25 protein-coding genes are annotated in these 26,288 nt (G+C 42.0%); 16 read left to right on the forward strand and 9 right to left on the reverse strand.

What is annotated here, in order from left to right:
* Window positions 1-2 precede the first annotated feature (2 nt).
* The 3 genes from ACZ41C_RS03915 (at window position 3) to ACZ41C_RS03925 (ending at window position 4,652) form a co-directional block, all read left to right on the forward strand.
* Window positions 3-2,471: a ribonuclease HII gene (locus tag ACZ41C_RS03915; RefSeq protein ID WP_464564474.1), complete on the forward strand. Its 2,469-nt coding sequence runs from the start codon at window positions 3-5 to the stop codon at window positions 2,469-2,471.
* Between the two features lie 137 nt (window positions 2,472-2,608).
* A complete protein-coding gene (locus ACZ41C_RS03920) occupies window positions 2,609-3,940 on the forward strand; it encodes an OmpA family protein (RefSeq protein ID WP_464564476.1) in 1,332 nt (443 codons plus the stop codon).
* A 13-nt stretch (window positions 3,941-3,953) separates the two neighbouring features.
* Window positions 3,954-4,652: a TapB family protein gene (locus tag ACZ41C_RS03925; protein WP_464564478.1), complete on the forward strand. Its 699-nt coding sequence runs from the start codon at window positions 3,954-3,956 to the stop codon at window positions 4,650-4,652.
* 141 nt (window positions 4,653-4,793) lie between these two features.
* On the opposite strand, the gene lipB is transcribed toward ACZ41C_RS03925, so the two are convergent.
* The 3 genes from lipB to ACZ41C_RS03940 are packed head-to-tail and all read right to left on the reverse strand — an operon-like array spanning window position 4,794 to window position 6,446.
* Window positions 4,794-5,507: a lipoyl(octanoyl) transferase LipB gene (lipB, locus tag ACZ41C_RS03930; RefSeq protein ID WP_272636626.1), complete on the reverse strand. Its 714-nt coding sequence runs from the start codon at window positions 5,505-5,507 to the stop codon at window positions 4,794-4,796.
* 33 nt (window positions 5,508-5,540) lie between these two features.
* Window positions 5,541-6,278, reverse strand: coding sequence for a hypothetical protein (locus tag ACZ41C_RS03935; protein WP_464564480.1), 738 nt, complete (start codon window positions 6,276-6,278; stop codon window positions 5,541-5,543).
* A gap of 12 nt (window positions 6,279-6,290) precedes the next feature.
* Window positions 6,291-6,446: a YqaE/Pmp3 family membrane protein gene (locus ACZ41C_RS03940; protein ID WP_138257293.1), complete on the reverse strand. Its 156-nt coding sequence runs from the start codon at window positions 6,444-6,446 to the stop codon at window positions 6,291-6,293.
* 187 nt (window positions 6,447-6,633) lie between these two features.
* Between ACZ41C_RS03940 and ACZ41C_RS03945 the strand changes: the two genes are divergently transcribed.
* The 10 genes from ACZ41C_RS03945 to ACZ41C_RS03990 all read left to right on the forward strand — a co-directional run bounded on the left by ACZ41C_RS03945 (window position 6,634) and on the right by ACZ41C_RS03990 (window position 18,217).
* Entirely contained in the window at window positions 6,634-7,344 is a 711-nt protein-coding gene (locus ACZ41C_RS03945; protein WP_464564483.1) for an SGNH/GDSL hydrolase family protein, read from the forward strand.
* A 39-nt stretch (window positions 7,345-7,383) separates the two neighbouring features.
* Window positions 7,384-9,075 (forward strand): lysine--tRNA ligase, encoded by a 1,692-nt coding sequence (lysS, locus tag ACZ41C_RS03950; RefSeq protein WP_464564485.1) that lies wholly within the window; start codon window positions 7,384-7,386, stop codon window positions 9,073-9,075.
* Window positions 9,076-9,167: 92 nt separating this feature from the next.
* Complete coding sequence (locus ACZ41C_RS03955) at window positions 9,168-10,598, forward strand: SLC13 family permease (protein ID WP_464564487.1); 1,431 nt, start codon at window positions 9,168-9,170, stop codon at window positions 10,596-10,598.
* A 402-nt stretch (window positions 10,599-11,000) separates the two neighbouring features.
* Window positions 11,001-13,490: a zinc-dependent metalloprotease gene (locus tag ACZ41C_RS03960; RefSeq protein ID WP_464564489.1), complete on the forward strand. Its 2,490-nt coding sequence runs from the start codon at window positions 11,001-11,003 to the stop codon at window positions 13,488-13,490.
* Window positions 13,491-13,663: 173 nt separating this feature from the next.
* A complete protein-coding gene (locus ACZ41C_RS03965) occupies window positions 13,664-13,843 on the forward strand; it encodes a hypothetical protein (RefSeq protein ID WP_464564491.1) in 180 nt (59 codons plus the stop codon).
* Between the two features lie 159 nt (window positions 13,844-14,002).
* Complete coding sequence (locus ACZ41C_RS03970) at window positions 14,003-14,443, forward strand: hypothetical protein (RefSeq protein ID WP_464564493.1); 441 nt, start codon at window positions 14,003-14,005, stop codon at window positions 14,441-14,443.
* 240 nt (window positions 14,444-14,683) lie between these two features.
* On the forward strand, window positions 14,684-15,193 hold the full coding sequence (locus ACZ41C_RS03975) for a hypothetical protein (protein WP_464564495.1): 510 nt from the start codon (window positions 14,684-14,686) through the stop codon (window positions 15,191-15,193).
* Window positions 15,194-15,237: 44 nt separating this feature from the next.
* Window positions 15,238-16,176: an NAD(P)-dependent alcohol dehydrogenase gene (locus tag ACZ41C_RS03980; protein WP_464564497.1), complete on the forward strand. Its 939-nt coding sequence runs from the start codon at window positions 15,238-15,240 to the stop codon at window positions 16,174-16,176.
* An 88-nt stretch (window positions 16,177-16,264) separates the two neighbouring features.
* A complete protein-coding gene (locus ACZ41C_RS03985) occupies window positions 16,265-17,374 on the forward strand; it encodes an adenylate/guanylate cyclase domain-containing protein (RefSeq protein ID WP_464564499.1) in 1,110 nt (369 codons plus the stop codon).
* Between the two features lie 72 nt (window positions 17,375-17,446).
* Window positions 17,447-18,217, forward strand: a complete 771-nt coding sequence (locus ACZ41C_RS03990; protein WP_154918435.1) for a DUF6090 family protein — start codon at window positions 17,447-17,449, stop codon at window positions 18,215-18,217.
* A 4-nt stretch (window positions 18,218-18,221) separates the two neighbouring features.
* Here the strand turns inward: ACZ41C_RS03990 and hemL are convergent, their stop codons facing one another.
* The 4 genes from hemL to ACZ41C_RS04010 all read right to left on the reverse strand — a co-directional run bounded on the left by hemL (window position 18,222) and on the right by ACZ41C_RS04010 (window position 21,688).
* Window positions 18,222-19,505 carry a glutamate-1-semialdehyde 2,1-aminomutase gene (hemL, locus tag ACZ41C_RS03995; RefSeq protein ID WP_464564501.1) on the reverse strand — a complete coding sequence of 428 codons (1,284 nt, stop codon included), beginning with the start codon at window positions 19,503-19,505 and terminating at the stop codon, window positions 18,222-18,224.
* Window positions 19,506-19,508: 3 nt separating this feature from the next.
* A complete protein-coding gene (locus ACZ41C_RS04000; protein WP_464564503.1) occupies window positions 19,509-20,285 on the reverse strand; it encodes a glucosaminidase domain-containing protein in 777 nt (258 codons plus the stop codon).
* A 155-nt stretch (window positions 20,286-20,440) separates the two neighbouring features.
* Entirely contained in the window at window positions 20,441-21,346 is a 906-nt protein-coding gene (locus ACZ41C_RS04005) for a 1-aminocyclopropane-1-carboxylate deaminase/D-cysteine desulfhydrase (RefSeq protein WP_464564505.1), read from the reverse strand.
* Window positions 21,347-21,355: 9 nt separating this feature from the next.
* Complete coding sequence (locus tag ACZ41C_RS04010; protein WP_138257281.1) at window positions 21,356-21,688, reverse strand: hypothetical protein; 333 nt, start codon at window positions 21,686-21,688, stop codon at window positions 21,356-21,358.
* A gap of 229 nt (window positions 21,689-21,917) precedes the next feature.
* Between ACZ41C_RS04010 and ACZ41C_RS04015 the strand changes: the two genes are divergently transcribed.
* Window positions 21,918-22,076, forward strand: a complete 159-nt coding sequence (locus tag ACZ41C_RS04015; RefSeq protein ID WP_161595316.1) for a DUF5522 domain-containing protein — start codon at window positions 21,918-21,920, stop codon at window positions 22,074-22,076.
* A 71-nt stretch (window positions 22,077-22,147) separates the two neighbouring features.
* On the forward strand, window positions 22,148-22,732 hold the full coding sequence (locus ACZ41C_RS04020) for a DUF4136 domain-containing protein (RefSeq protein ID WP_272636640.1): 585 nt from the start codon (window positions 22,148-22,150) through the stop codon (window positions 22,730-22,732).
* Between the two features lie 112 nt (window positions 22,733-22,844).
* On the opposite strand, the gene ACZ41C_RS04025 is transcribed toward ACZ41C_RS04020, so the two are convergent.
* Complete coding sequence (locus tag ACZ41C_RS04025; protein ID WP_240042661.1) at window positions 22,845-23,309, reverse strand: Lrp/AsnC family transcriptional regulator; 465 nt, start codon at window positions 23,307-23,309, stop codon at window positions 22,845-22,847.
* A 172-nt stretch (window positions 23,310-23,481) separates the two neighbouring features.
* On the opposite strand from ACZ41C_RS04025, the gene ACZ41C_RS04030 reads away from it, so the two are divergent.
* Window positions 23,482-25,233, forward strand: coding sequence for an aromatic amino acid hydroxylase (locus tag ACZ41C_RS04030; protein ID WP_464564509.1), 1,752 nt, complete (start codon window positions 23,482-23,484; stop codon window positions 25,231-25,233).
* 147 nt (window positions 25,234-25,380) lie between these two features.
* On the opposite strand, the gene ACZ41C_RS04035 is transcribed toward ACZ41C_RS04030, so the two are convergent.
* Entirely contained in the window at window positions 25,381-26,271 is an 891-nt protein-coding gene (locus ACZ41C_RS04035) for a PorP/SprF family type IX secretion system membrane protein (RefSeq protein ID WP_138257277.1), read from the reverse strand.
* Window positions 26,272-26,288 lie beyond the last annotated feature (17 nt).

Here is a 26,288-nt window from a genome sequence, read left to right on the forward strand (position 1 = left end):
TCATGAAGGTAAGGCTACTGCTTGCAATCCTAAGTTCCATTTTATTGATCAATTGTGCTACCGAATTGGATAACAATGCTACCTCTTTGGCACTTATTCCAGAGAATGTCCCCGTTATCCTAAAGATCAATGATTTGGATGTCTTCCTATCCGAAGTAAAAGGAAACGAAATACTTAAGCGTATTCAAGGTACGCAAGAAATAGGTTTGTTGGCAGACCGATTCAACCCTTTAAATTATGTCAATTCCCCAATGGGAGGGTATCTAGGCCTCATGGAAGCCAAGGACAAACCTTTGGATTTTGTATACATCCCATTTGATAGCGTTCCACAAATTTCTTTGGATAGCACCCTCAACAAAAGAGTGGAAAGTATTACCAAAGGGGACTTTAACTACAAGAAATATGAGATGGATGGATGCATTTTCTATGCATCGGTTCTTCAGAAAAAGGAAGTTGTGGCATCTTCCCAAGCCACCTTGGAAGCGGTTTGGAAACAAATCGAAAATCAAAAGCCCATAAAAGAACAGTTCCTTAAATTCGATGCAATGCCAAATCCGACAAAATCGGCACAAATATGGATCGATGTTAAAAACGCTCGAAATCTCTTCAATACGGCATTGGGAAGCAAAAATGACACGCTGGATAACAACTATTCCGATTGGCTTTCCTTGGATATATCCCTAAACAACGATGCCCTTTTACTTAATGGTATCGCCGTTGTGAACGACTCCCTAAAAAATTACCTTGGGCTCTTCTCCCGGACCAGCCCGATATCCAATAAAACGAAGCTATTGGCTCCCAACGGGACGGACTCCTATATTTCCTATACGTTTACGGATTACAAAAATTTCAGCAAGAACCAAAAACGTTTTTTTGATGATAGAGGAGAAAGGGATTCCATCTTTTCTGCTGTGGAGGAAATAGGAATCAGTCAAATGGGCGATGAAAAAGTTATCCTTTTGAATACGTATGGTACCGCCAATATTTTGGATTATATAAATGGGTTACAAACGAACTCTTTGGAATATCAGGGCAGTGAGATCAAGGAGTTAAAAAAAGATAGCCTTCTACTGCAAAGTTTCCATCCGTTGGTACAAGGTTTTGACCCCATTTTTGCCAATGTTCTAGAAAATACATTTGTTTTTTCCGCGTCCCAGGAAACCTTGGAAAGGTTTATAAACGCTAATAAATCTGGACAGACCTTTGACAAATCCTTATTGTTCCAAAATATCCAAGACCATATTACGGATGAATCTACCCTTTTATCGGTGGCGAGCGGTAAAGGTCTCGAGAACAATCTAGGTCAAACAGGGCTAGGTAGCCTAGCCCACCTCTTTAATAACATCGATTGGGGCGATTATTTATATGGCTCCCAAGTGGTCGCCGATGCCGGTTTTCTTCACACAAATTATTTTATAAAGAAAATAAATGCTTCCGGGAATACATCGGGCGCCGTGGAAATGTTCAAGGCACAACTGGACTCCGATATTTTTCTGAATCCCCAGTTTTTCACGAACCACAGAACCAATAGAAAGGATATCGTGGTGCAGGACCAGGACAACGTACTTTATTTAATCAATAATAAAGGGACGATTATTTGGAGAAAAGAACTGGAAAGTGCGATCCAGGGAAAAATCCACGAAGTGGATATTTACAGGAACGGCAAGTACCAATTGGCCTTTACGACCAATAATCGGTTTTACATCATTGATAGGAACGGAAAGGAAGTGGCGCCTTTCACCTTTAAATATGAAGGCGGCAACCTCAACCCATTGGCGGTTTTTGATTACGCCAACAATAAGAACTATCGTTTTGTAGTCACACAAGGTAGCAAGGTTTTGATGTACAATAACGAAGGGAAAATCGTAAGCGGATTTAAATATACCAAAGCGGAAGACAACATACTAGGGGCACCTCAACACTTTGTAATAGGGACAAAGGATTATCTGGTGTTCAAGTTGGCCAACGGCAATTTAAAAATATTGGACAGAGTTGGAAGGGAGCGGGTAAAAGTATCGGAGAAAATAACCTTTTCTGACAACGATGTAAAAGTTCATCAGAACAAATTTGTTGTGACCTCCACCGAAGGACTTATCTACGAAATCGATGCTCAGGGAAGAATACAGAAGTCGGACTTACAACTAAATACGGACCATGGTATGGACGCGACTTCCAGGACCTTGGTCCTGATGAACGATAATGTACTGTCCATAAGGGGAAAAGAAGTGACATTGGACCTGGGGGTCTACACCAAACCAACTATTTTCTATTTGAACGATAAGATTTATGTTTCGGTTACGGACATCCAAAATTTAAGGACTTATTTGTTCGATAGTCAGGCCGAAGCCATAGCCAGATTTCCCGTATACGGAGCCTCCTCTATTGATATGGCGGATATGGACAGCGACAACAAGCCAGAATTGGTACTTAAGGACCAAGACAACTCCTTAGTCGTTTACAAGATTCAGTGATACATTTACCTAAGTTGTCCGTACTTACTAAGCAACCAGTCATACATTTACAGTTGCTATTTACACCATTTTCCCATAATTTTAATTGAATCTCTCTAAGGGAGAATTCACTGTATAAGAAATTAATTAACACTATTATGAAAATCATGAATTTGTCCCAAAAGTTGGTTTTGGCGACGGGCATTTTATTTTTATGCACCGTTTCCTCCAACGCACAATTCCTTAAAAAGTTAGGAAAAACGGCAGAGCGGGCAGCAGAGAGGGCCGTTGAAAGAAGGGTCGACAGGGAGGCCACGGAAAAAACGGACCAGGCACTGGATAGCATCCTGGAACCGGGTTCCAAGAAAGGGGGAAATACCCCTGTTCCTAATGGCAGGAAACCCGAAGAAAGTACTTCTGAAAATGGCGATAGCTCAGAAAACGCCCCAATGGCTAGCTCAGAAGGGCCAAAGAGTCTGGAAGTTTATAGTAAGTTCGATTATGTTCCAGGCGACGAACAATTGTTCTTTGATGACTTTGCCAATGACTTTGTGGGCGACTTCCCATCAAAATGGGATACCAACGGAACAGGTGAAGTAGTTACAATTGGCAGTTCAAACGAAAAATGGTTTGAAGTAAAATCTAGCAGTGTCTACTTTCCCAACATATCCAATCTTCCCGAAGATTACACCATTGAATTTGACATATTGACCCTTGGATTGGATGACCAAACCTCAAGCACTGCAAAACTTAACATAAACCTTGAGGATGAAAAAACCTATGATTATTACAGGGCAGGAAAGAATGCGGTCAACGTCAAAATACCCTTTGCCCAGTATGCAGATATTGATATTAGTATTTGGAACAAGATCAATAATGAAACGTTAATCAATAACAACGTTCAAACTGATATAAGAAAAGCGGTCCTGAACAAACCGCATATTTCAATTGCGGTGAATGGGCAAAGGTTCAGATTGTGGGTCAACGAGACCAAATATGTGGATGTTCCCAAACTGGTCGCCCCAGGCGGGGTTCTCAACTATATCCGCTTTGAACCAGAGGGTCTCAAAGACGGTAAAGACCGTATTTTCATTGGAAATCTGAAAGTTGCCAAAGGCGGTAAGGACTTAAGGAGAAAGCTTTTGTCCGAAGGAAAAATATCGACCAATGCCATACTTTTCAATTCTGGTTCTGATCAATTAAAGCCGGAATCCATGGGCGTCATTCGGCAAATATTCCAGGTTTTGGAACAAGACTCCAGCATCAATCTTAAAATAGTGGGGCACACGGACAGCGATGGCGCCGAAGATACGAACATGAAGCTTTCAAAAAACCGTGCCGAGGCCGTAAAAAGTGCCCTTGTTTCCGTCTATGGGGTGGATGCCGGTAGGCTATCCACAGATGGCAAGGGAGAATCCGAACCCGTGGGAGACAATAGCACCAGTAATGGAAAATCACAGAACAGACGAGTAGAATTTATCAAACTTTAAACACGAGAATAAAATGAAAATCAAGTTTCTTTTTTGCTTTATCTTCCTTTACGGTACTTCACTTATGTTGGGCCAAAATGCCTGTAGTAAATACTATCCCATGGAAGAGGGCAGTACTTTTCAATACACCATGTACGACAAAAAGGATAAGGTAGAAGGTGTCACGGACTATGTTGTTTCCAACGTAGAAAATGATGGCGGCAATACCATGGCGACCATGAAACTGACCTATACGGATGACAAGGGTAAAAATGTTATTGAGTCCGATTATAATATCACCTGTACCGGTAACGGTGTCAAAATAGATTATGAAAGTCTGTTCCCTTCAGAAATGAAAAAACAATATGAGGATATGGGAATGGACATGGTGATTACCGGTACCGATATTGAAATACCCAATGATCTTTCCGCTGGGCAAACGCTTGATGATGCAAACCTAAGCGTTACCATGGATATGGGTGCCATGAAGATGAAAATCAACGTGGATACCTTTGACCGAAAAGTGGAGAAAATAGAATCCGTTACCACGCCCGCTGGTACTTTTGATTGTTATTTAATTACAGAAAAAAGTAAATCCAAAGTGATGATGGCCAATGTGGAAATGAGCAATAAAGTTTGGATTTCAGAAGGTGTGGGCATGATAAAACAGGAATCCTACGGTAAAAACGGCAAGCTTATGAGCAGGATGGAGCTGACCAAGTACAGTAAATAGATTGGGCGTATAGCATTAATAAGAGGCTATCTAAAAAGTAAATTCTGTTGTCAATTCGAGCGGAGTCGAGAATTATAGCTTATGGGTTTTAAATGCATCTCGACTGCGCTCGATGTGACTTATGAAGGGATTTGTGACTTTTTAGACAGCCTCTTTTTTCATTATCTGCGCCTCAAAAAGCTCTGCAAAGTGTATTAACAGCTTTTCCTTTACCTCATCCATATCCACAGTTGCTTTTCCCAATTCAACGTTCAAAGAGGTAACTGCCTTGTCCTTTATCCCACAGGGAATCATCAAATCAAAATAGCCTAGGTCCGCATTCACATTTAGAGCAAACCCATGCATGGTCACCCACCTACTGGCACGAACGCCCATGGCACAGATTTTTCGGGCGAAGGGCGTTCCAACATCCAACCATACCCCTGTTTCACCTTTGGAACGTTCGGCCTTCAAACCATACTCCGCCAAAGTGAGAATGACCATCTCCTCAAGAAGTCTTAGGTATTTGTGAATATCGGTAAAGAAATTATCCAAATCAAGAATGGGGTAACCTACGATCTGGCCAGGCCCGTGGTAAGTGATATCCCCGCCCCTATTGATTTTATAAAATTTGGCACCTTTTGCACTAAGCTCATCCTCGTTTACCAACAGGTTTTGGATATCCCCACTTTTGCCTAGGGTATAAACATGTGGATGCTCCACAAAAATAAGATGGTTGGGGGTTTCCAAAGCAGTCTCCTCCCTCCTGTTTCTGATTTTCAAATCCAATATTTGCTGAAACAAAAGTTCCTGATAGTCCCAGGTCTCCTTATAATCCTTGACGCCCAAGTCCTCCAAAAAAACGGTTTTGTTCATGGTGCAAAGATACGAATAGGAAAAGGTTCCTGCCTACTTTTCCAGTTCCACTTCAATATTGATGGACTCTGGATCCTTGAGCATGTCCAAAAAGTTCACCTCATAAATTAGGGTCTTCCCATCCATGGAAAAAGTGGCGTCCTCCACATTGGTAGATTTTACTCTTTTCGGAAAATGATATTTAAAGGTATAGGTGGAACCGCTCAAAAACATTTCAGTGCCTTGTAGGCTATCCAGGCTCTTTTGGAACAATTCCTGGTCCTTGATTTTAGCTTCCCTAACGAAACGGTCCCCGGAAAAGGAGTAGGAAACCTGGGTGGGATCTTCGGCGGAATTTTGGGGAATGGGCTGGTCTGCAGAGGAAGGACCAATTTTACCTGCCATCTGAAAGGCGTTGAATGCATTGTTGACATCGGATATATTCTTAAAATCCGAAAACATCTCAAAATTCATAGTACCATTAGACCCGTCCACGAGCATGTGTATGCTAAAAGGTTCCAATTTTTTCAATTTTTCCTGTTCTTCCAAGGGCAATTGGGCGATACTATCACGTTTTTCTCGCAAAAGGTCCTTGAAAACGATCGTGGAGTCCATAACCTCCTCCATTTTTAGGCTATCGTTATCGGGTAACATGGACATCATTTCGCTTCCATCAAAACCGATACTCATTTTCCCGGAGCCGTCCGCATTGAAATAAATTTCTTCGGTAAAATTACAGGCAACGAACAGGACCATTATCATAACTGACCACAATACCCTTCTTGCTCCCATATAAAGAAAGTTTTAGTTTGGATTGTTTAAGATAACCAATGCAGCGATAACCCCTGGTACCCAGCCACAAAAAGTTAATAACAGCACTATTAAAAAGGATCCGCAACCCTTTCCCAGAACGGCCAAGGGCGGAAAAAGAATGGCCAATAAAACCCTAATTAAACTCATTTTACTTTTTGATTTTTGATTGATGTACCTATTAGTTGCTAAATTATCAGAATTGTTACGATCGCGTACCCACCCTTTTGAATCAAAAAGGATGATACCTATTAGATTTAAATATTTGATTCCGATTTAAGTGAAACCATAACCCAAATATTTCGTAACTAGTATATTAAAAATACAAATTAGCAAAATGAATACTTTCAAGATTATAGCGCTCATTCTATTATTTTTCAATTGCACATCGAGCGAAAGTGAATTTCTTACGGGCTCCGAAGAAATACGCTCAGAGTATCAAAAAGAATTCAAATATTTGGCTTTGGGCGATAGCTATACGGTTGGAGAAAGTGTTGCGTCAAATCAAAACTTTCCTATGCAACTATCAGAAAGACTTGAAAGCGAATTAAATACAAGTGTCGAAACAAAGATAATTGCGAGAACCGGTTGGAGAACAGATGACCTTCAAAACGGTATTTCGAATACAAGAATAGACAAGCCTCAAGATCTGGTCACCCTCTTGATTGGCGTCAACAATCAATACCAAGGCAAACCTTTTGAACAATATAAAAAGGAACTTCCAGAACTTTTAATCAATGCCCTTGACTTTGTGGAAGGTGATGCCGAAAAGGTGTTGGTCATCTCCATCCCGGATTATGCGTTTACCCCATTTGGCCAATCTAGGGATGTGGACAAAATATCAAGGGAAATTGATATGTATAACGAGTTTGCCAGGTCCATTGCAGTTGAAAATAAGGTTCGCTTTGTTGAAATTACGGATATTACAAGAATGGGCTTGGAGCAGCCCCAACTTGTGGCCAGTGACGGTCTTCATCCCTCCGGGGAGGCATATAGTAAATTTGTAGATCGCATCCTGCCTTTGGTGGAGGAACGTTTTAAAGATTAGCGCATTCTTACCTATATTTGCGCCTTTAAATAAATCGAAATGCAATTATCCGAACAAGAGGTCATTCGAAGAGAGAAATTGGGGAAATTAAGGGAATTGGGCATCAATCCATATCCCGCCGAGTTATATCCTGTAGACAGCACATCCAAAGGAATCAAAAATGATTATGAGGAAGGCAAAAAGGTGACCATTGCGGGTAGATTGATGTCGCGCCGGATACAAGGAAAAGCTTCCTTTGCCGAAATTCAGGACAGTGAAGGTCGCATACAGGTCTACTTCAACAGGGATGAAATTTGTACCGGGGAGGATAAGACCCTATACAACGAGGTTTACAAGAAACTGTTGGACATAGGTGATATCATTGGTATAGAAGGGGAACTTTTTACCACCCAAGTGGGCGAGAAAACGGTCATGGTCAAGAACTTTAAAATGTTAAGCAAGGCCCTTAGACCCCTTCCCCTTCCAAAACAGGATTCCGAAGGAAAGGTGTACGACGAATTCAATGATCCCGAATTGCGCTACCGCCAGCGCTATGTGGATTTGGTGGTAAACCCAAAAGTCAAGGAAACCTTCATTAAACGGACAAAGATTACCAACAGCATTCGGGAGTTTTATAACAGTAGGGGTTATTTGGAGGTGGAAACGCCCATTTTACAGCCCATTCCGGGCGGTGCGGCCGCAAGGCCATTTTTGACCCACCACAATGCGCTGAACATACCGTTATATTTACGTATTGCCAACGAATTGTATTTAAAGCGACTGATCGTTGGTGGCTTTGATGGAGTGTACGAGTTTTCCAAGGATTTTAGGAACGAGGGGATGGACCGTACGCACAATCCGGAATTTACCGTGATGGAATTGTATGTGGCCTACAAGGATTACAATTGGATGATGGATACCACGGAGCAATTGCTGGAAAAAGTAGCCATGGATGCCAACGGGTCCACAAAAGTTACAGTGGGTAATCACGAAATCGAATTTAAGGCGCCGTATCCCAGAGTGCCTATTTTGGAAGCGATAAAAACCCACACAGGAGTCGATGTCTCCCAAATGGAGGAGAACGAATTGAGGGAAACTGCCAAAAGTTTGGGCATTGAAGTGGATGACACCATGGGTGTTGGTAAATTGATCGATGAGATTTTTGGGGAAAAATGTGAGCACCACTATATACAGCCCACTTTTATTACGGATTATCCCAAGGAAATGAGCCCTTTGACCAAGGAACATAGAACAAATCCAAGACTTACGGAGCGCTTTGAGCTGATGGTAAACGGTAAGGAATTGGCCAATGCATATTCTGAGCTGAACGATCCAATCGATCAGCGCGAACGCTTTGAAGATCAATTGCGACTCTCAGAAAAAGGGGACGATGAGGCGATGTTCATTGACCAGGATTTTCTAAGGGCTTTGGAGTACGGCATGCCACCGACTTCGGGTATAGGAATAGGTATTGATCGGTTGGTCATGTTGATGACCAATAATTCCTCCATACAAGAAGTACTGTTCTTTCCACAGATGCGGCCGGAGAAAAAGGCCGTTCAACTTTCCGATAATGAGAAGGCCATTTACTATATCCTTAAAAAGGAAAAAAGCATGTCCTTGGATAGCCTAAAGACCCAATCCGGGTTAAGCAACAAGGCATGGGACAAGGGAATCAAGGGTTTGACAAGTCAAAAATTGGCGAAGGTCCAAAAGGAAAACGACGCGCTATTGGTGTCCTTAATGGAATAAGAGTTTTTATTTTATAATGTAAATTCTTCGGAACAATTATTCTTAATAATTCACATAAAAAATCATAGTTTAGACCCAACTTGAGAAAACCCATGGGACTAAGCAAAAAATGGGGGCTTTTTCTAGGCCCCCTACTTTTTCTACTTCTGATCAACCTTCCCGTTATTTTGATTTCAGAACGGGCGGATGCTGTAATAGCCGTAGCCCTTTGGATGATCGTGTGGTGGATTACCGAAGCGGTTTCCATATCCGTCACGGCACTACTCCCATTGTTATTGTTCCCTATCCTTAAAATCATACCCATGGAGGATGTTGGCGCCAATTACGGGAGTCCGATCGTATTCCTATTTTTTGGGGGATTCGTCATGGCCCTGGCCCTGGAAAAAGTAAACCTTCATAAACGCATTGCTCTTTCCATCATCCGTATCACGGGAACCACACCCAACAAAGTCATTTTAGGTTTTATGATCGCCACGGCCACCTTGAGCATGTGGATTAGCAATACGGCCACTACCGTGGTCATGTTGCCCATTGCCATGTCCGTTATACAACTATTGATAGATGATGCCAACGGATTTACAAAAAGCGACCGCAATTTTGCCCTAAGCGTGATGTTGGGTATTGCATTCTCCGCAAATGCAGGCGGCATAGCCACGGTCATTGGAACCCCACCCAATTCGGTACTCATCGGGTTGTTGGAAAATGAATACCATATTGAAATATCTTTTTTGAAATGGATGGTCATCGGGCTACCCTTTTCGGTGATTATGATAACCCTTTGCTATTTGGTTTTGGTAAAATTCATGTTCCCCAATGGGGCCCTGAAATTCAATGCCTCCAAAAGCATTATTGATCAGGAACTGAAAAAACTGGGGCCTACTTCGGCAAAGGAAAAAATGGTTTTGGTCATTTTTGGCATTACGGTTTTCCTTTGGGTTTTTAGGACCGTCATCAATTCCATTTTTCCATTTTTAGGCCTGTCCGATGCCATGATCAGTATGTTCACCGCTATTTCACTTTTTGCGATCCCCTTCAATGTGAGAAAAGGCGATTTCATTTTGGAATGGAAGGATACCCAGAAACTGGCTTGGGGTATACTCATACTATTTGGTGGGGGATTGGCCCTGGCGGAGGCCATGTCCGTTACGGGGATTGTGGACCTTGTAGCGGGAACCATCGCCGAAAGTGAGATCAGTGCACTCTTTACTGCCGCCCTATTGATATTTTTGATGTTGTTCATGACGGAACTGATGAGCAACGTAGCCCTTGTTGCCGTCTTGGCACCTGTGGTTGCGGGCATTGCCCTTGGCTTGGGAATACCTATCGTACATTTATTGATACCCATTACCATAGCGAGCAGTTGCGCTTTCATGCTCCCCATGGCCACGCCTCCCAATGCCATTGTTTTTGCCAGTGGCTATATTAAAGTGCATGAAATGGCAAAGGCAGGCGTGATGCTAAATCTGCTTGCTGTGGTACTTTTAATAGGAATGTTCCAATTTATCCTCCCTTTACTTTTCTGATTTGCATCATAAAGTGGTGCATAGACCTGTAGAACAACACAAAAAGATAAAGCCTCTGCTGGCGCAGAGGCTTTATACCTAACTAATTCAGTCCCGATTGCTATTCGGGTAAAAATGATATTCCTACATAACAGACGCTGAAAAATCCAGAATGTTACAATTTATACCAATTCAATTTTCAAAACCATCTAAAGAAAATGAATTGTTTTCTTGGATTAAGAAAAAGAAAAAGATTGCGCAGCCGTTGTTGCGGAACTTTTTTATTTTGAGGTAAGGTGAGAAAAGAAACTTTTTATCCGAAGGGATTGAATGTTGAATTGGTATTCGGCTTATGATTTCGTTAACAAGTCGTTAAAATAATTTTTCGGTTCTTTGAAAAATTGACCAAATTCAAAAAAATAGATGCATAAAAAATTACTTTTCCCGCTACTAGCGATAGCATGTTTATTAAGTTACCAAACTACCGAAGCCCAAATTTTCAAAAAGAAAAAAAAGAAGACAGAAACCGCTGCGGAAAAACCCAATAAGGACAAAATTCAACCGTATGACAAAGTCATCACCAAGGAGGCAAAAACTGATGCTGGGCTCTTCGATGTCCATATAGTTGACGACAAGCATTACTATGAAATCCCGGATTCACTCTTCAATAGGGAAATGTTAATGGTGAGCCGCATTTCAAAAACAGCTTCTGAAATAGGTTTTGGTGGCGGAAAGATTAATACCCAAGTCCTAAGATGGGAGAAAAAGGACAAGAAAGTACTGCTACGCGTTGTATCCCACGATGTCGTCGCGGCCGATTCCCTTCCGGTACATGAAGCCGTCGTAAATTCAAATTTTGAGCCGGTCCTTTACGCATTTGACATCAAGGCCTTTAAAAAGGATTCGCTGAGTCCGGCTACGGTCATTGAAGTGGATGATATATTCACTAAGGACACCAAAGCCTTTGGAATGCCGGAAACCTACCGAAAACGATACAAGGTTTCACGTTTGGATGATGGCAGAAGCTTTATTGAAAGCATAAAAAGTTATCCCTTGAACGTTGAGGCCAGGCATGTAAAGACCTATTTGGCCGGGGAACCGCCCAGTAATGGTAGCCTGGGATCCATATCGATAGAAATCAACAATTCCATGGTACTCTTACCAAAGGAACCAATGAAAAGACGCTATTTTGACCGAAGGGTGGGGTGGTTCGCCAGGGGCCAGGTCGATTATGGCCTGGATGCCCAGGAAAGCAAAACGATTACCTTTTTGGACCGATGGAGACTGGAAGTGAAAGATGAGGATTTGGAAAAGTTCAAAAACGGGGAACTAGTAGAACCTAAAAAGCAGATTGTCTATTATGTGGATAGGGCAACGCCAAAACAATGGGTGCCGTACATAAAGCAAGGTATCGAAGATTGGCAAGTGGCCTTTGAAGAAGCAGGATTTAAAAATGCCATCATTGCCAAGGACCCTCCAACTCCGGAAGAGGATCCGGAATGGTCCCCGGAGGATGTTCGTTATTCCGTGGTCCGATACTTGGCATCTCCCATACCAAATGCCAATGGCCCGCACGTGAGCGATCCGCGCAGTGGAGAAATATTGGAATCGGACATCAACTGGTACCACAACGTTATGAGCCTTTTACGCAACTGGTTCTTTGTACAGACAGCGGCGATAAATCCGTCCGCACAAGGAGTGCAGTTTGATGAGGAAGTGATGGGTAGGTTGATCCGTTTTGTCTCTTCGCATGAAGTGGGTCATACATTAGGTTTGCCCCATAATATGGGTAGTAGTGTTGCCTATCCGGTGGATTCATTACGCTCGGCAAGTTTCACTAAAAAATTTGGTACGGCCCCTTCGATTATGGACTATGCCCGTTTTAATTATATCGCCCAACCCGGTGATGAGGGCGTTGCTTTGATGCCGGACATCGGTGTATATGACAAATATGCCATTAAATGGGGATACAGGCCCATTTTGGATAAATCAGCAACAGAAGAAAAACCCATCTTGGACCAATGGATTTTAGAGCGTGCGGGAGACCCACTGTACCGATTTGGCCATCAACAGGTGGGCGACATCGTAGACCCCAGCTCCCAAACGGAAGATTTGGGCGATAATGCCATAAAGGCAAGCGAATACGGCATTGCCAATTTGCAAAGAATCGTTCCTAAATTGATTGAATGGACCCAGGAAGACGGTAAAAACTACGATGACCTTGAAACCCTCTACCGACAAGTCGTTGCTCAGTACAACCGCTATATGGGCCATGTGTCGAACAACATAGGAGGGGTCTATGAATACCATAAAACCTATGATCAGCAAGGTGCCGTGTACACGCATGTAGATGCCGAACATCAGGAAAACTGTATGGAGTTTCTCCAGGAACAACTGTTCCAAACCCCGGAATGGTTATTGGATCAGGATATTTTTGGAAGAATCCAGTATTCCGGTTTTGTGGAGCGTATCCGTTCCATTCAGGAACGTACCTTGAACAATATCATGAGTCTTGGTAAAATGGCGCGTTTGGTCGAAAACGAGGTGGCCAATGGTACCGAGGCCTATACTTTAGTGGAAATGATGGACGATTTAAGGAAGGGAATTTGGTCCGAATTGTCCTCCGGAAGAAAGATCGATACGTACCGAAGAAACCTTCAAAAAGCCTATGTGGATCGTTTGGCCTATTTGATGACCGCGGAGGACCAGAAAAAACTACCGGACTTTGGCGGCTATAGAAAATCGACCGCGGTGAATACGAGTCAGTCAGACATTCGTTCCGTGGCCAGGGCAGAATTGAATCTATTAAAAAGGGATGTAAGAAATGCCATTGGCAGGATTTCCGATAGAATGAGCAGGTATCATCTACAGGATGTAGAGGAGCGAATTGACCACATTTTGAACCCTGAATAAAACATTGGGTTTTTCACCTTCATCGACGAAATACCAATAAATCCGATGAAATTATTCGTTTTACAACAATTAGATATAATTTGACATCAAATAAAGCCCATTTCACAACAATGGGCTTTTTCATACGTTACTATTTTATAGTTTAGACTCACAAATCTAAAAACCCCCAAATCATGAATAATAAAGTCAAAAGCCTAATCTACCTAAGTTGTTTTATCGTTGCAGCCGTATTCTATCATTTTCAGATCAATGGAAAATCCAGTCAATTGCTCCCAAAAAATGAAGAAATGGCCAAAGCGGATATTGTTGTAGAACCGTTTACCGAAAATATGGCAACGGAAGCCGTACAATAAGAACACCTCAAAATACTATAAAAGCGCGACTTTTCCGGTCGCGCTTTTTTTATGCCCGATCTGGACCCATGTAGTTAAATTCCTCTTAAATACCTTCTCCCGTTTAAACCTTTGCCACTCCCTTAGGTCCTAATACTAAAACCCATAAAATGTAACGTGATGAGAAAATTAGTATTGGCGGCCCTTTTATTGATTGGCATTACCGCAATGGCGCAGGAGAAAAATAGAAAAGAAGGCAGGAGACACATGGCCGATTTCACTCCAGAGCAAATGGCAACCTTGCAGACCAAAAGAATGACCTTGGCCTTGGACCTTACAGCAGATCAACAATCCAAGCTACAGGAAATGTTCACAAAAAATGCAGCGGAGAGAAAGGCCAAGATGGAAGCCCACAAAGCCCAAAGGGAAAGCGGGGAATCTTTATCAGACGATGAAAAGTTCGCCCTACAAAACGAACGTCTGGATAACCAGATTGCCCATAAGAAGGAAATGAAAGCGATCCTTGATGACACACAATATGCCAAATGGGAAAAAATGCGTGCGAAAAGGGGAAAACATGCAAAAGGAAAAGAACGTCAGCATAGAGCGCAAAAGAAATAGGTTGTTTAGTTAGTTGATTGTTAGGAAAAGACCTTGTTTTTACAGCAGGGTCTTTTTTTATGTGGATATTGAAAATCTATGGTTTGCGATAGTTCGAGACTGATTTAAAATCACTTTTAAAAAGAACTAGGTTTCTTATGGAAGCTAAAACTATGTCATAGGTTTTTAAAAAATGTAACAAAAGGGTTTAGTGTGCGTCCAATCATCAATTACATTCATCAATCAACCAATCGAACAATCATGATATTCACAAGAAAAAACAAGTCCAAGATAATTCTTGGAGCACTGATTTTTACTTCTTTATGTGTGCTATGGGAACACTTGAATGGTGGTGTGATCACGCACCATCTACTTGCACGGCAAGATATGCCGGGAATTTCCAATTGGTGGGGATTATTGACCCTTCCCACATTAACATGGATTTCCTTCTCCCTAATCCATAAACGACAGCGACAAAATCCAGAACTCGAAAAAACCATTATTAGGAGGTTTATTGCCGCATTCGTTTATGGGCTTATAGCATCCATATTATGGGAATTGAATTTAGATGAAATTCTCCCATTTTACATCCTTTTGCCTCTGCCCATTGCATTCTTCATACCACTTCATCGACCGGAATATCTACTGGGTTTTGTTCTTGGCATGCTTTTCACTTTTGGTGGTATACTTCCTATTTTGGTAGGCTTGGTCTTAACATTCCTGTGTTTTTTCCTTTTTACACTAGTGCGGATTTTAAAATCATTAATTTGAATTGAGGAAAGCCCAAAAATACGCGTATAAACAAAAAAGACAGAATGATGAAAGCAATAATCTGCCCTAAATATGGCACACCGGAGGTTCTGAAAATCTCGACCCTTGCCAAGCCGATCCCAAAGAAAAACGAAGTATTGGTCAAAATAATGGCAACTACCGTTAATTCCGCCGATGTAAGGATACGGGGTCTTAAAGTTGATGGTCTTATGAAGTTGGTCATGCGTCTGGTCCTTGGTTTCAACAAACCCAGAAAACCGATTCTGGGGACGGTTTTTTCAGGAATCATAGAACATATTGGCACAAACGTCAGTGATTTCAAGGTAGGCGATAACGTCTTTGGAATGACTGGATTAATGTTTGGAACCAATGCCGAGTATATCGCCATCAGTGAAAAAGACAATATAACTTTGGCCCCGATGAATGCGACGCATGAAGAGTCCGCTGCCATTGTTTTTGGCGGGCAATCTGCCATTTATTTTTTGGAGAAAGGGGGCATCGCGAAGAAACCGAATGTAAAAGTACTAATATATGGAGCCACGGGTTCCGTAGGTGCAGCGGCCGTTCAAATCGCAAAATCACATAATGCCCACATTACGGCGGTGTGTAGCACCAGAGGTTCCAAACTTATGGAAAGACTCGGTATTACCAATGTTCTTTTTTATGATCAAGGGCAATTCGAAGAACATCGATCCAAGTACGATATCGTCTTCGATGCCGTGGGCAAGGCTTCGAAAAAACAATGCAAATCCCTACTCAAAGAAGATGGGGTGTTCAAGACCGTTGAAGGTTTGGAAGTGGCATCAGAATCAAAAAGGCAACTGGAAATACTTAGGGAACTATTTGAAAACGGCTGCTATGATGCAACGATAGACAAGGTGTTTCCCATGGACCAAGTGGTGGCAGCCCACCACTATGTAGACCAGGGCGGCAAAAAGGGCAATGTGGTGTTGACCATTGGTACGAACGATACTAATCCTTAAATCACAAAATGGAGTATTCACTATTCGGAAAGAATCATTAAATTGAAAGGGATAACAGTTTTACCAAACACCTCCTAAATTACCCGATTTGCTTTCTCACAAAACCAAACGAAAATTTAGCAAAATTCTATCATTTGGTATTATTTGGACCCTTTTGGGGTTGCTCTTCATGTTCATTGAACAAACTGCGGTTCTTGGAGCAGGTATCACTCAAAAAGAAGCCATTAGTTTAAATTTTCAAGTTTTCCTATTTGCGACCGTAGCGGTTTTCTTGGTCGGTTGTTTTGTTGGATATCTGGAACTGACCTTCTTGAACAAGTTATTTATCAAAAAAACCTTTTACAAAAAGGTCTTGTTCAAACTTGTCTTTTATCTGGTGCTTTTTTCCGCAATAATGATGGTTCTGTATCCTATTGCCTCCAGTATCGAATTACGGATTCCACTATTTTCAGGTGAAATTTGGCAACGTTATTTGGATTTTTTGGTCAGCACAGTACATATGAGTACCATGGTCCAACTATCGGCCTCTTTATTTTTTTCCTTAATTTATACCGAAATAAGTGATAATTTGGGGCATAGTGTCCTACGAAACTTCATCATAGGCAAATATCATCGACCCAAGGAAGAGCATCGTATTTTCCTATTTACCGATATGAAAGACTCCACCGCCATAGCGGAACAGTTGGGAACCAAAATGTACTTTTTATTTTTAAGGGATTACTACAAATCCCTTGAAGATGCCATTATACAATTTGGTGGGGACGTTTATCAGTACATTGGCGACGAAATCGTCATCACTTGGGAATTCAATGTCGGCTTACAGAACAACAACTGTCTGCATACTTTTTTCGAAATGAAAAATGCCTTGCGACATAAGTCCGATTTTTTCCTGAAAACCTACGGATTTGCACCCAAATTTAAGGGAGGAATGCATTTTGGGGAGGTCACGACCGGGGAAATTGGGGCGTTAAAAAAGGAAATTGTCTTCTCTGGGGATGTTTTGAACACTACGGCCAGAATACAATCCGCCTGCAACACCTTTAAAACCGATTTCCTTGTTTCCGATAGTCTGATCAAAAAACTGAATATTGACGAAAATTTTGTTGTAACGGAAATTGGCGAGGTTACCTTACGGGGAAAGGATGCGTCCTTGTCCTTGGTGAAAGTTGAACAGGTTAAGCAGGAATTTTTATTATGAACAAACTTTTATTTGTTTCCTTTAAAACTACTTTAAAAACCTCCCCTCCCAAGAGGGAAAAAATAGGAGTATATGATAAAATTCTTTAGAAGAACAAGACAAAAACTATTGGCCGAAAAAAAAGTGGGTCGGTATTTAGCATATGCCTTGGGAGAGATCGTCCTGGTGGTCATTGGAATCCTGATTGCCCTTGCCATAAACAACCGAAACCAGCGGAACATTGACGCCAAAAATGAGCAAACCTATCTCTTGGGGCTACAGGAAGAATTCAATATTAGTAAGAACAAATTGACCGAACTCATAGCCGTGAACAGGGCGAATATAGAAAGTGCCGAAAAAATAATAGGGCTGATGAACCAAAAGGACTCCCTACCCCTAGAAGAGGATTTATCCCAATTGCTATTGAATACGTTCATTTCCGATGTTGCCTTTAACCCGAACAATTCCTTGTTATTGGAAATTATCAACTCCGGAAACCTAAAGAATATTTCCAATCCTGATTTAAGAATCATGCTCACAAACTGGATCGCCACCATGGAGGATATTTCCAGACAGGAAGAGGATTTGCGCCATGAACGCGAAAACCTCCTCGATATTTTTAGAACGGACCAGTATAGCATCAAGACCGTATTGCAACAAACAGGCGTCTTAACAAGCCTTAAGACATCTCCAGACGGTGAGAGGGTCAGTAATTTAGGGGTGCTGTCCTCACAGGAGTTCGAAAATAAGCTGCTTCTATTTATAGTGACCTGTCATGCAACGGAAGACAACCATTATTCGCCACTGATGGGGTATATAGACGACATCTTAGAATCCATATCGTCCGAAATTCAGGAGAAATGACCAATTAATCCAATTGTAATTTTTCCACCGCCTCTATGGTTTCGTCCAAGTCCTCATAGGACAAAGCATCGTTCAGGAAATAACTTTCAAATGCGGACGGTGGTAGATAGATTCCCTGATCCAACATTCCATGGAAATACTTTTTAAACGTTTCGTTGTTTCCAGTGGCCGAAGATGCAAAATCCATCACCGGGCGGTCCGTAAAATGTACAGAAATCATGCTGCCAAAACGATTGATCTGATAGGGAATTCCTTTTTTATCCAGCGCTTTGGAAAGGCCGATGTGCAAATGGGCCGTTTTTTCCTGAAGGCTGGTAAATATCGCTGGATTGTTATTAAGTTCGGTCAACATGGCCAAGCCGGCACTCATGGCCAACGGGTTTCCACTTAAGGTACCGGCCTGATATACCGGTCCTTCGGGGGCCAAATACCCCATGATTTCGTTGCTGGCAGCAAAGGCACCAACGGGAAGTCCACCACCAATTACCTTTCCAAAACACAAAATATCCGCCTTGATTCCCAAGGCTTCCTGGGCTCCTCCCCTTCCAAGCCTGAAACCGGTCATGACCTCATCAAAGATCAAAAGGATATCATTTTGGGTACAGAGTTCCCGCAATCCACGGATAAAACCATCGGTTGGGATAATGCAGCCCATATTTCCGGCCACGGGCTCAATGATGACCGCCGCTATTTCTCCTTTATTGGCCTCTATAAGCTGAGTAACACTTTCCAAGTCATTATATGAGGCCAATAGGGTATCCTTGGCCGTACCTTGGGTAACACCGGGACTATTAGGACTTCCAAAAGTAACCGCACCGCTCCCTGCCTGAATCAAAAAGGAATCGGAATGGCCGTGGTAGCAACCGGCGAATTTGATGATCTTGTCCTTGCCCGTATAACCCCTTGCCAAACGAACGGCGCTCATACAGGCCTCCGTTCCACTATTAACAAATCGGATTTTATCGATATTGGGAACCATGGAAACGGCCAACTTTGCCAGTTCGGTCTCAATTTCAGTAGGCATACCAAAGGAAGTCCCTTTTTTTGCCTTCTCAATGATGGCATTTAAAACAGGTTCATGCGCATGTCCCAAAATCAAGGGACCCCAAGATGCTATGTAATCTATGAGTCGGTTTCCATCTACATCATATAAATAGGCCCCTTTGGCCTCCTTCACAAAAATTGGGTCGCCGCCTACGGCCTTAAAAGCCCTCACCGGTGAGTTTACACCGCCAGGTATGAATTGTTTGGCCTCTGCAAAAAGGGCACTACTTCTTTTATAAATCATGTTCTATCTATTTACGGAGGTGGACTTGACCAAGAGCTTTTGGCCAATGGATAGACCGGAGTCCCTTAAATTGTTCATGCGCATCAACTCGTCCACGGAAACATAATATCTTTTTGAAAGGGAATACAGGGTGTCCCCTTTTTTCACAATATGAACGGCTTCACTTTCGGTAAGGACGACACGATCTTCGTCCTGGCCCGTATCCAAAACACCTCCGTCATATTTATATAGCTGATGTTTTTCTATCAAATAAATCAGTTTCTGAGGATAACGCTTATCCGTTGCATAACCCGCCTTTCTAAGACCGTGGGCCCACTTGCGATAGTCCGTTACCTTATAATCAAAAAGAAACGCGTACCGACTCCGAGTGGTCAAAAATATACTATGGTCCCTGAAGGAATACATGGGATGATTGTATTTTCTAAAACATTCGCCCTTGGCATCGTCATCGTGGAAATCATAGTCTCCCTGCCATCCGGTATGGCATTTTATACCAAAATGATTGTTGGTCTTCATGGCCAAATCCCCTTTACCATAGCCACTTTCCAAGAGCCCTTGGGCCAAGGTGATGCTGGCGGGAATTCCATAGGCCTTCATTTCCAGTTGGGCGATTTCCGAAAAAGTAGCGATGTATTCATCAATAGTTTCAATCCGAAACTTTACGAACTCACCCGAATCCTCAGGCATGCTGGGGTCCCTATCTTTAGCCGCGTTTGAAGGTTTCCCATGACTTCTCCTACTTTCGGCTTGCACCTGTTGGGTACGGTTTTTATCGGACAAAGATTTCTTGGATTTACACCCAACAACCCCAACGAGCAACAAAAAGAGTATTATTATTTTCCGTCTCAAAATAAAATTAAGTTCAATTTTATAAGGTTTAAACGTTGTTCTTCATAGAAGTAGTAAGCTTTCCATACAAAATCCCCCAAGGAGGGTCATATATCCAACAAAGGTAAATTTTTCTTACGCAACACAAGGTTAATTCCGAAAATGCCCTGCAAGCCTCCCGTATGTATGGCCAAGATTCGCGTTCCCGGTGCAAAATTATCATTCCTTACCATATCCAACAACCCATACATCATTTTTCCCGTATACACGGGGTCAAGAGGGATGCCCGTTTGTTGTTTAAACCGATTAATAAAATGTACCAATTCTTCATTTATCTTGGCATATCCGCCAAAGTGATATTTTTGGTTCAAGGTCCAATTCTCCTTTCCAGAAAGCTTTTTTATTTCGGCCGATAGAAATTCGCCATTTAAAACAGGGAACCCCAGAACTTGCTGATTATTGCCCGACGCATTTATCAACCCCGCCATAGTACCACCTGTACCCACGCAAACACAGATAAAATCGAATTCCGTATCCGATGGATTAAGGATTTCCTCACACCCCTTTATGGCCAAGTCGTTGGTTCCCCCTTCGGGTATTGGGTAGAAATCCCCAAATTCATTTCGCAAGGAAATTAAAAACTCCAGTTCGTCTCGCTGTCTGTAAATTTCCCTGGAAACGAATTTGAAACGCATTCCGTTTTCATGGGCCCGCTTTAGAGTAGGGTTTTCACGCCACGTATGTACCAGTTCCTCCCCTCGAATGATACCAATGGCTTTTAAATTAGTAATTTTGGCTGCTGCCGAAGTAGCAGCGATGTGATTGGAAAAAGCCCCGCCAAACGTCAAAATCTTTGTGTGTCCAGATTCTTGGGCCTTTAATATATTGTATTTGAGCTTTCTAAATTTATTTCCTGAAATGAACGGATGTATCAAATCCTCACGCTTTATGGCAAGAACAACCTGCTTTTCCCTTAGAATTGGGAGTTTTACGTATTGATTTTCAACCTGCAAATTGATGTATTACTTATAAAAAAAGTATTTCATAAAAGTATAGGGCCTTCTATTCTCCAAATAATCCGGTTTATGCTCGTTCCTATATGCTTCACGTTCAAAACTTAGATTTTGGTAGGCCTTGTAGGTATCCAAATAGTACAGTGATCGAATTGCCCATTCAAATACATATAGCACGTAAAACGGAATTATCAAAAGTTCCCGTTGTTGTCTTAAGTGAATTTTTTCATGATTGATCAAGTCCTTGTCGTTCTTGAGTGTATCATGTTTTAAAATAATGAATGGCCAAAGGGAGAGACCCACATAGTTTTTATAAAAGAAGTGTTTAAAAACCAATATCATAGACCTAATTGTTCTATTCCAATCAAAGATACTTGTAAAAAATAAGGATTAAAAGGATGTCCTTTGATGTTGCCAACAATTGTACCGTTTTCCCAACCTATGCTAAATCTCCGTTAAACAAGGACATTTAAATCGTAAAGGTCACAGGTTATCAACAGAATTATTTTAATTTTATTCTAGATTGGACAATAAATTTGGGAGTTTTGAGGGTTGCATTTTAACGCATTTGATGAAAAAAATTATTCCGATAGAAGATGGAGATTTTTATTGGTCGGACGAAGGTTATAGGGTTTTTACACGACAGTATCACCTAAAGCGGGGCTACTGCTGCGAGAGTGGTTGCAGACACTGTCCGTATGGATACGACCCCAAAACGAACCGGCAATAATCGGTTCTTCGGCATGATTTTTGAAGCTATTTTATAAAGAAATAATTCCATAAACAGATAAATCGATTGCTATGAAAAACTTAAAATTTCTATCGCTGATACTATTGGGATTGGTGTTCTTGAGCTCCTGTTCTTCGGTGCGAGTACTTTCGGACTACAACCAAGAAGCCAATTTTAACGAATATAAATCCTATGCCTTTTATAAAACAGGAATCGATAAGGCCCAAATATCCGATTTGGACAAAAAGAGAATCCTGTATGCCATTGAGGACGAAATGGCCTCAAGAGGTTTCGTAAAATCTGAAAATCCTGATTTATTGATCAGCATTTTTACAAAGGAAGAGGAACGCGTTGATGTCTACAACAACAACTTTGGTTGGGGTTGGGGCGGCGCCTGGGGCTGGGGACCTGCTTGGGCCTGGGGTCCAGGTTGGGGCTGGGGCTGGGGAGGCTGGGGCCCGAATGTTAGCACCCGAACCCAAGGTTCCCTCTACATAGACCTTATAGACACTAAAAACAGGGAACTGGTATGGCAAGGAAAAGGCGAAGGCACACTGGCCAATACGAAGAACATTGAAAAGAAAGAACAGCGCATCAAGGAGTTTGTTTCACAGATTTTGGAACAATATCCGCCCAACTCCGTGGCCGTTCGATAGGAATTATTTCTTTGGAAAATCCATGCCCTTTCCTGTAAGTGAAAGGGCTTTTTTTATGAAGTGATTTAAAATTTTTGGATTGAAGCGAAAATTGAAAAAGCTTAAACCACTTCTATAATAAAGGAAAGTGCTGACTATTCTTCGCCTCGTTCAGCACAAAGGCACTTTTTACAGCCCCGATATTCGGTAAGGTAGCAATCCTCGTTTTTGCAAAATCATAATAGGCATCCAAGCTTCTTACGGTTATCTTCAGCAAAAAATCAAATTCTCCACCCACCACATAACATTCCGTTACTTCATTAAAGAGTGAAACGTTTTCCAAAAAATCGTCCATAAGACTTCCTTTTTGGGCATCCAAGGAAACAAAACTGAAAACCGTAATGCTAGGTTCAATTTTAGAGGTATCCAACACGGCCTTGTAATTCTTTATAAAACCCTCGGATTCGAGCCTTTTTATACGCTCGTATACAGGAGTTTTTGTCATTCCCAATTGGTCGGCAATCGTTTTGGCCACGGTTTTGGCATCCTTTTCCAAGATTTTTAAAATCTGTCTGTCAATGGTATCCAGTTTTTCCATGATATTTTTTCCTTTTGTTGATGGTTCTCCATGCATCAAAAACCAACAATTTCCTATAATAATAACAAATAAAGGGAATATTCACGTAGATAATAAATTTTAACAGCTACTTAAACCTGTATATACTAATTTTATTAGTACCCGGTATAAGAACTCGTTAAGATAGAATACCATGAATTACGAAAGCAATCCCATACTGGACAAACTGCCCAAACATTTAAAGCAGTACATAAAACCACAACATTATGAGCACTACACGGCCATCAATCAGGCGGTTTGGCGGTACGTAATGCGAAAGAATGTGGATTATCTCAGTACCGTTGCCCATGAATCCTACACACAAGGTTTAAAGAGAACTGGGATTTCCATAGAAAGTATTCCCAATATGTACGGCATGAACCGTATTTTAAAAGACTTGGGCTGGGCAGCGGTCGCCGTGGATGGTTTTATTCCTCCGGCAGCCTTTATGGAATTTCAGGCATATAATGTTTTGGTGATTGCTTCGGACATCCGGCAACTGGAAAACATTGAATACACCCCCGCACCGGACATCATCCACGAAGGAGCGGGACATGCACCCATAATTGCCAATCCAGAATATGCCGCTTACCTAAGAAGATTTGGGGAAATTGGTAGCAAGGCCATCTCGAACGCCAAGGATTTTGAACTGTACCAAGCTGTTAGACGCTTGTCCATCATCAAGGAAGCCAAAGGATCGGCAAAGGAAGAAATAGAGAAAGCTGAAAAACGTGTGGACGAACTCCAACAAAATATGGGTGAACCCAGTGAAATGGCACTGATACGGAACCTGCATTGGTGGACCGTTGAATATGGCCTAATAGGTGCTCTAGAAAATCCGAAAATCTACGGGGCCGGGCTCCTATCGAGTATTGGGGAGAGTGCCTGGTGTATGACGGACAAGGTTAAAAAAGTACCTTACTCAATAGAAGCGGCACATACTCCCTTTGACATTACCCAACCACAACCACAACTTTATGTGACACCCGATTTCGCATTTTTAAGCCAAGTATTGGAAGATTTTGCCAACACGATGGCTCTTAGGACCGGAGGTCTGAGCGGAATTCAAAAGTTAATCGATTCCAAGGATTTGGGAACCATAGAGCTTAGTACGGGACTACAGGTATCCGGTAATTTTGTAAGTGTCATTTCACACAATGGCGAGCCTATTTATTTTCAGACCAAAGGAAAATCGGCCTTAGCATACAGGGAAAAGGAGTTGGTGGGTCAGGATACCATGCAGCATGAATCAGGGTTTGGATCTCCTGTTGGCAGGTTAAAAGGCATCAATATTGCCATTGAGGATATGAGCCCACGGGATTTAAAGGCCTACGCTATATATGAAGGAAATACGGTTACATTAGATTTTGAAGGCGGCATTAGTGTACATGGAAAAATCGTAACCGGCACCCGAAACCTGCAAGGACAAATTATCCTGATTACCTTTGAAAATTGTCAAGTCACGTATAACGGAAAGGTGTTGTTCGAGTCCAATGATTCTCTTTACAATATGGCCATTGGGGAAAGAATCGTTTCCGCTTTTCATGGCCCTGCGGATGTGAAGAGTTTCGACTTACTGGACCATCAATTGAGCAGTTCCATCTCCGAGACCGATAACAGCAAAGCTGATGAATTGGAAAGTCTATACCAGCAAATACGCGAATTTAGAAACGGAAAGAACACCACAATCTCCAGAAATAAGGTATTCCAGCAATTAAAGGAAAAATATCCTACTGACTGGTTGCTCTCCGTAGAACTCTATGAATTGGCGATGGGTAACCATGACCAGGGTTTTGCAAAGGAGATCAAGCAGTATTTGGAATCCATAAAAATGGAAAATCCCAAGCTGGGACATCTGATCGATGACGGCATTGCGCTGACGGACGCCCAATTCATTGAAAAATAAACTACCTCAGAACAAATTTACGAGACATTCGTAAGAAACGAACTTTTTGTTTCGAAGTAAGCTTCGGGTTATTAAACCTGTTGGCGGGGCCAATAGAAAAAGCCCTTGACCAAAGATCAAGGGCCTTTAAGGAAAACACCAAACTAATTATAACAAAAATCTCATAAAAACCTCATGTGTTCCCTGCTCAAGACCATCGATAGGTCGCTGCCAGGCGTTCTCATAGGCATAGCCCAATTGGAATCCGTTGGAAACCTTAAAGAGAAAAAGTCCGCTTATGCTTTCATTATACCGATATCCGGCACCAAGGGTAAATCTCTCTGCTAGGTCCAAAAGACCTGTAAGTTCATAGGAAAGCGGAGATGCATCTACATATCTAATCATACCCAAGGCCTGCAATTTGGTACTTCCACCCAAAAGGAAATCGTAACCACCTCCAAGATAAGCGTGCATCCTGTCGGCGCCAAGAAATGCATTTCCATTGGCTTCCTGAAGCCTATCAGGTGTCAAAATCTTTGGCGCGGAGAGAGATATAAAATACTTTTCATTTTTTAGATAGATACCAGCACCTACGTTCGGTGTAAAACGGCTTTCAAAGTTCATCAACGATCCGTCCTGACCAACGCCGTAGGTCAAAAGACCTTGGGTATTGGCATCGTAGGAGTTAGCGCTTGCCTTTAGTCCAAAATACAACTGGTTATCTTCATCAAGGTCGATGTGGTAGGAAAAGTCCACCGCCATCCATGTTTGGGTCTCAATAAAGGTTTTGTCATTTAGGATGCTAACGCCTAAACCGACCTTATTGCCCACGGGCATACCAAAAATGGCACTCTGGCTTTCTGGGGCACCTTCTATACCCGCCCATTGGCTCCTGAGCCCAAGAACAAACTCCACACCTTCTGAACTTCCTGCAAATGCGGGATTGTAAATGTTCATGTTATACCGATAAAAGGTGTAATTTGGATCCTGTTGACTCCAAGCCCTAACTGAAGAAAGCAGCACGAACAGGACAATAATTGAATTTATAATTCGTATCATTTTTACTTTTTTAATTT

It is taken from the genome of Maribacter sp. C-4077, assembly GCF_055378385.1.

Bases quoted from the DNA above. Each gene is read 5' to 3' on its own strand.
- ACZ41C_RS03915 (WP_464564474.1), top strand. From the start codon at position 3: ATGAAGGTAAGGCTACTGCTTGCAATCCTAAGTTCCATTTTATTGATC.
- ACZ41C_RS03920 (WP_464564476.1), top strand. From the start codon at position 2,609: ATGAAAATCATGAATTTGTCCCAAAAGTTGGTTTTGGCGACGGGCATT.
- ACZ41C_RS03925 (WP_464564478.1), top strand. From the start codon at position 3,954: ATGAAAATCAAGTTTCTTTTTTGCTTTATCTTCCTTTACGGTACTTCA.
- lipB (WP_272636626.1), bottom strand. From the start codon at position 5,507: ATGAACAAAACCGTTTTTTTGGAGGACTTGGGCGTCAAGGATTATAAG.
- ACZ41C_RS03935 (WP_464564480.1), bottom strand. From the start codon at position 6,278: ATGGGAGCAAGAAGGGTATTGTGGTCAGTTATGATAATGGTCCTGTTC.
- ACZ41C_RS03940 (WP_138257293.1), bottom strand. From the start codon at position 6,446: ATGAGTTTAATTAGGGTTTTATTGGCCATTCTTTTTCCGCCCTTGGCC.
- ACZ41C_RS03945 (WP_464564483.1), top strand. From the start codon at position 6,634: ATGAATACTTTCAAGATTATAGCGCTCATTCTATTATTTTTCAATTGC.
- lysS (WP_464564485.1), top strand. From the start codon at position 7,384: ATGCAATTATCCGAACAAGAGGTCATTCGAAGAGAGAAATTGGGGAAA.
- ACZ41C_RS03955 (WP_464564487.1), top strand. From the start codon at position 9,168: ATGGGACTAAGCAAAAAATGGGGGCTTTTTCTAGGCCCCCTACTTTTT.
- ACZ41C_RS03960 (WP_464564489.1), top strand. From the start codon at position 11,001: ATGCATAAAAAATTACTTTTCCCGCTACTAGCGATAGCATGTTTATTA.
- ACZ41C_RS03965 (WP_464564491.1), top strand. From the start codon at position 13,664: ATGAATAATAAAGTCAAAAGCCTAATCTACCTAAGTTGTTTTATCGTT.
- ACZ41C_RS03970 (WP_464564493.1), top strand. From the start codon at position 14,003: ATGAGAAAATTAGTATTGGCGGCCCTTTTATTGATTGGCATTACCGCA.
- ACZ41C_RS03975 (WP_464564495.1), top strand. From the start codon at position 14,684: ATGATATTCACAAGAAAAAACAAGTCCAAGATAATTCTTGGAGCACTG.
- ACZ41C_RS03980 (WP_464564497.1), top strand. From the start codon at position 15,238: ATGATGAAAGCAATAATCTGCCCTAAATATGGCACACCGGAGGTTCTG.
- ACZ41C_RS03990 (WP_154918435.1), top strand. From the start codon at position 17,447: ATGATAAAATTCTTTAGAAGAACAAGACAAAAACTATTGGCCGAAAAA.
- hemL (WP_464564501.1), bottom strand. From the start codon at position 19,505: ATGATTTATAAAAGAAGTAGTGCCCTTTTTGCAGAGGCCAAACAATTC.
- ACZ41C_RS04010 (WP_138257281.1), bottom strand. From the start codon at position 21,688: ATGATATTGGTTTTTAAACACTTCTTTTATAAAAACTATGTGGGTCTC.
- ACZ41C_RS04015 (WP_161595316.1), top strand. From the start codon at position 21,918: ATGAAAAAAATTATTCCGATAGAAGATGGAGATTTTTATTGGTCGGAC.
- ACZ41C_RS04020 (WP_272636640.1), top strand. From the start codon at position 22,148: ATGAAAAACTTAAAATTTCTATCGCTGATACTATTGGGATTGGTGTTC.
- ACZ41C_RS04025 (WP_240042661.1), bottom strand. From the start codon at position 23,309: ATGGAAAAACTGGATACCATTGACAGACAGATTTTAAAAATCTTGGAA.
- ACZ41C_RS04030 (WP_464564509.1), top strand. From the start codon at position 23,482: ATGAATTACGAAAGCAATCCCATACTGGACAAACTGCCCAAACATTTA.
- ACZ41C_RS04035 (WP_138257277.1), bottom strand. From the start codon at position 26,271: ATGATACGAATTATAAATTCAATTATTGTCCTGTTCGTGCTGCTTTCT.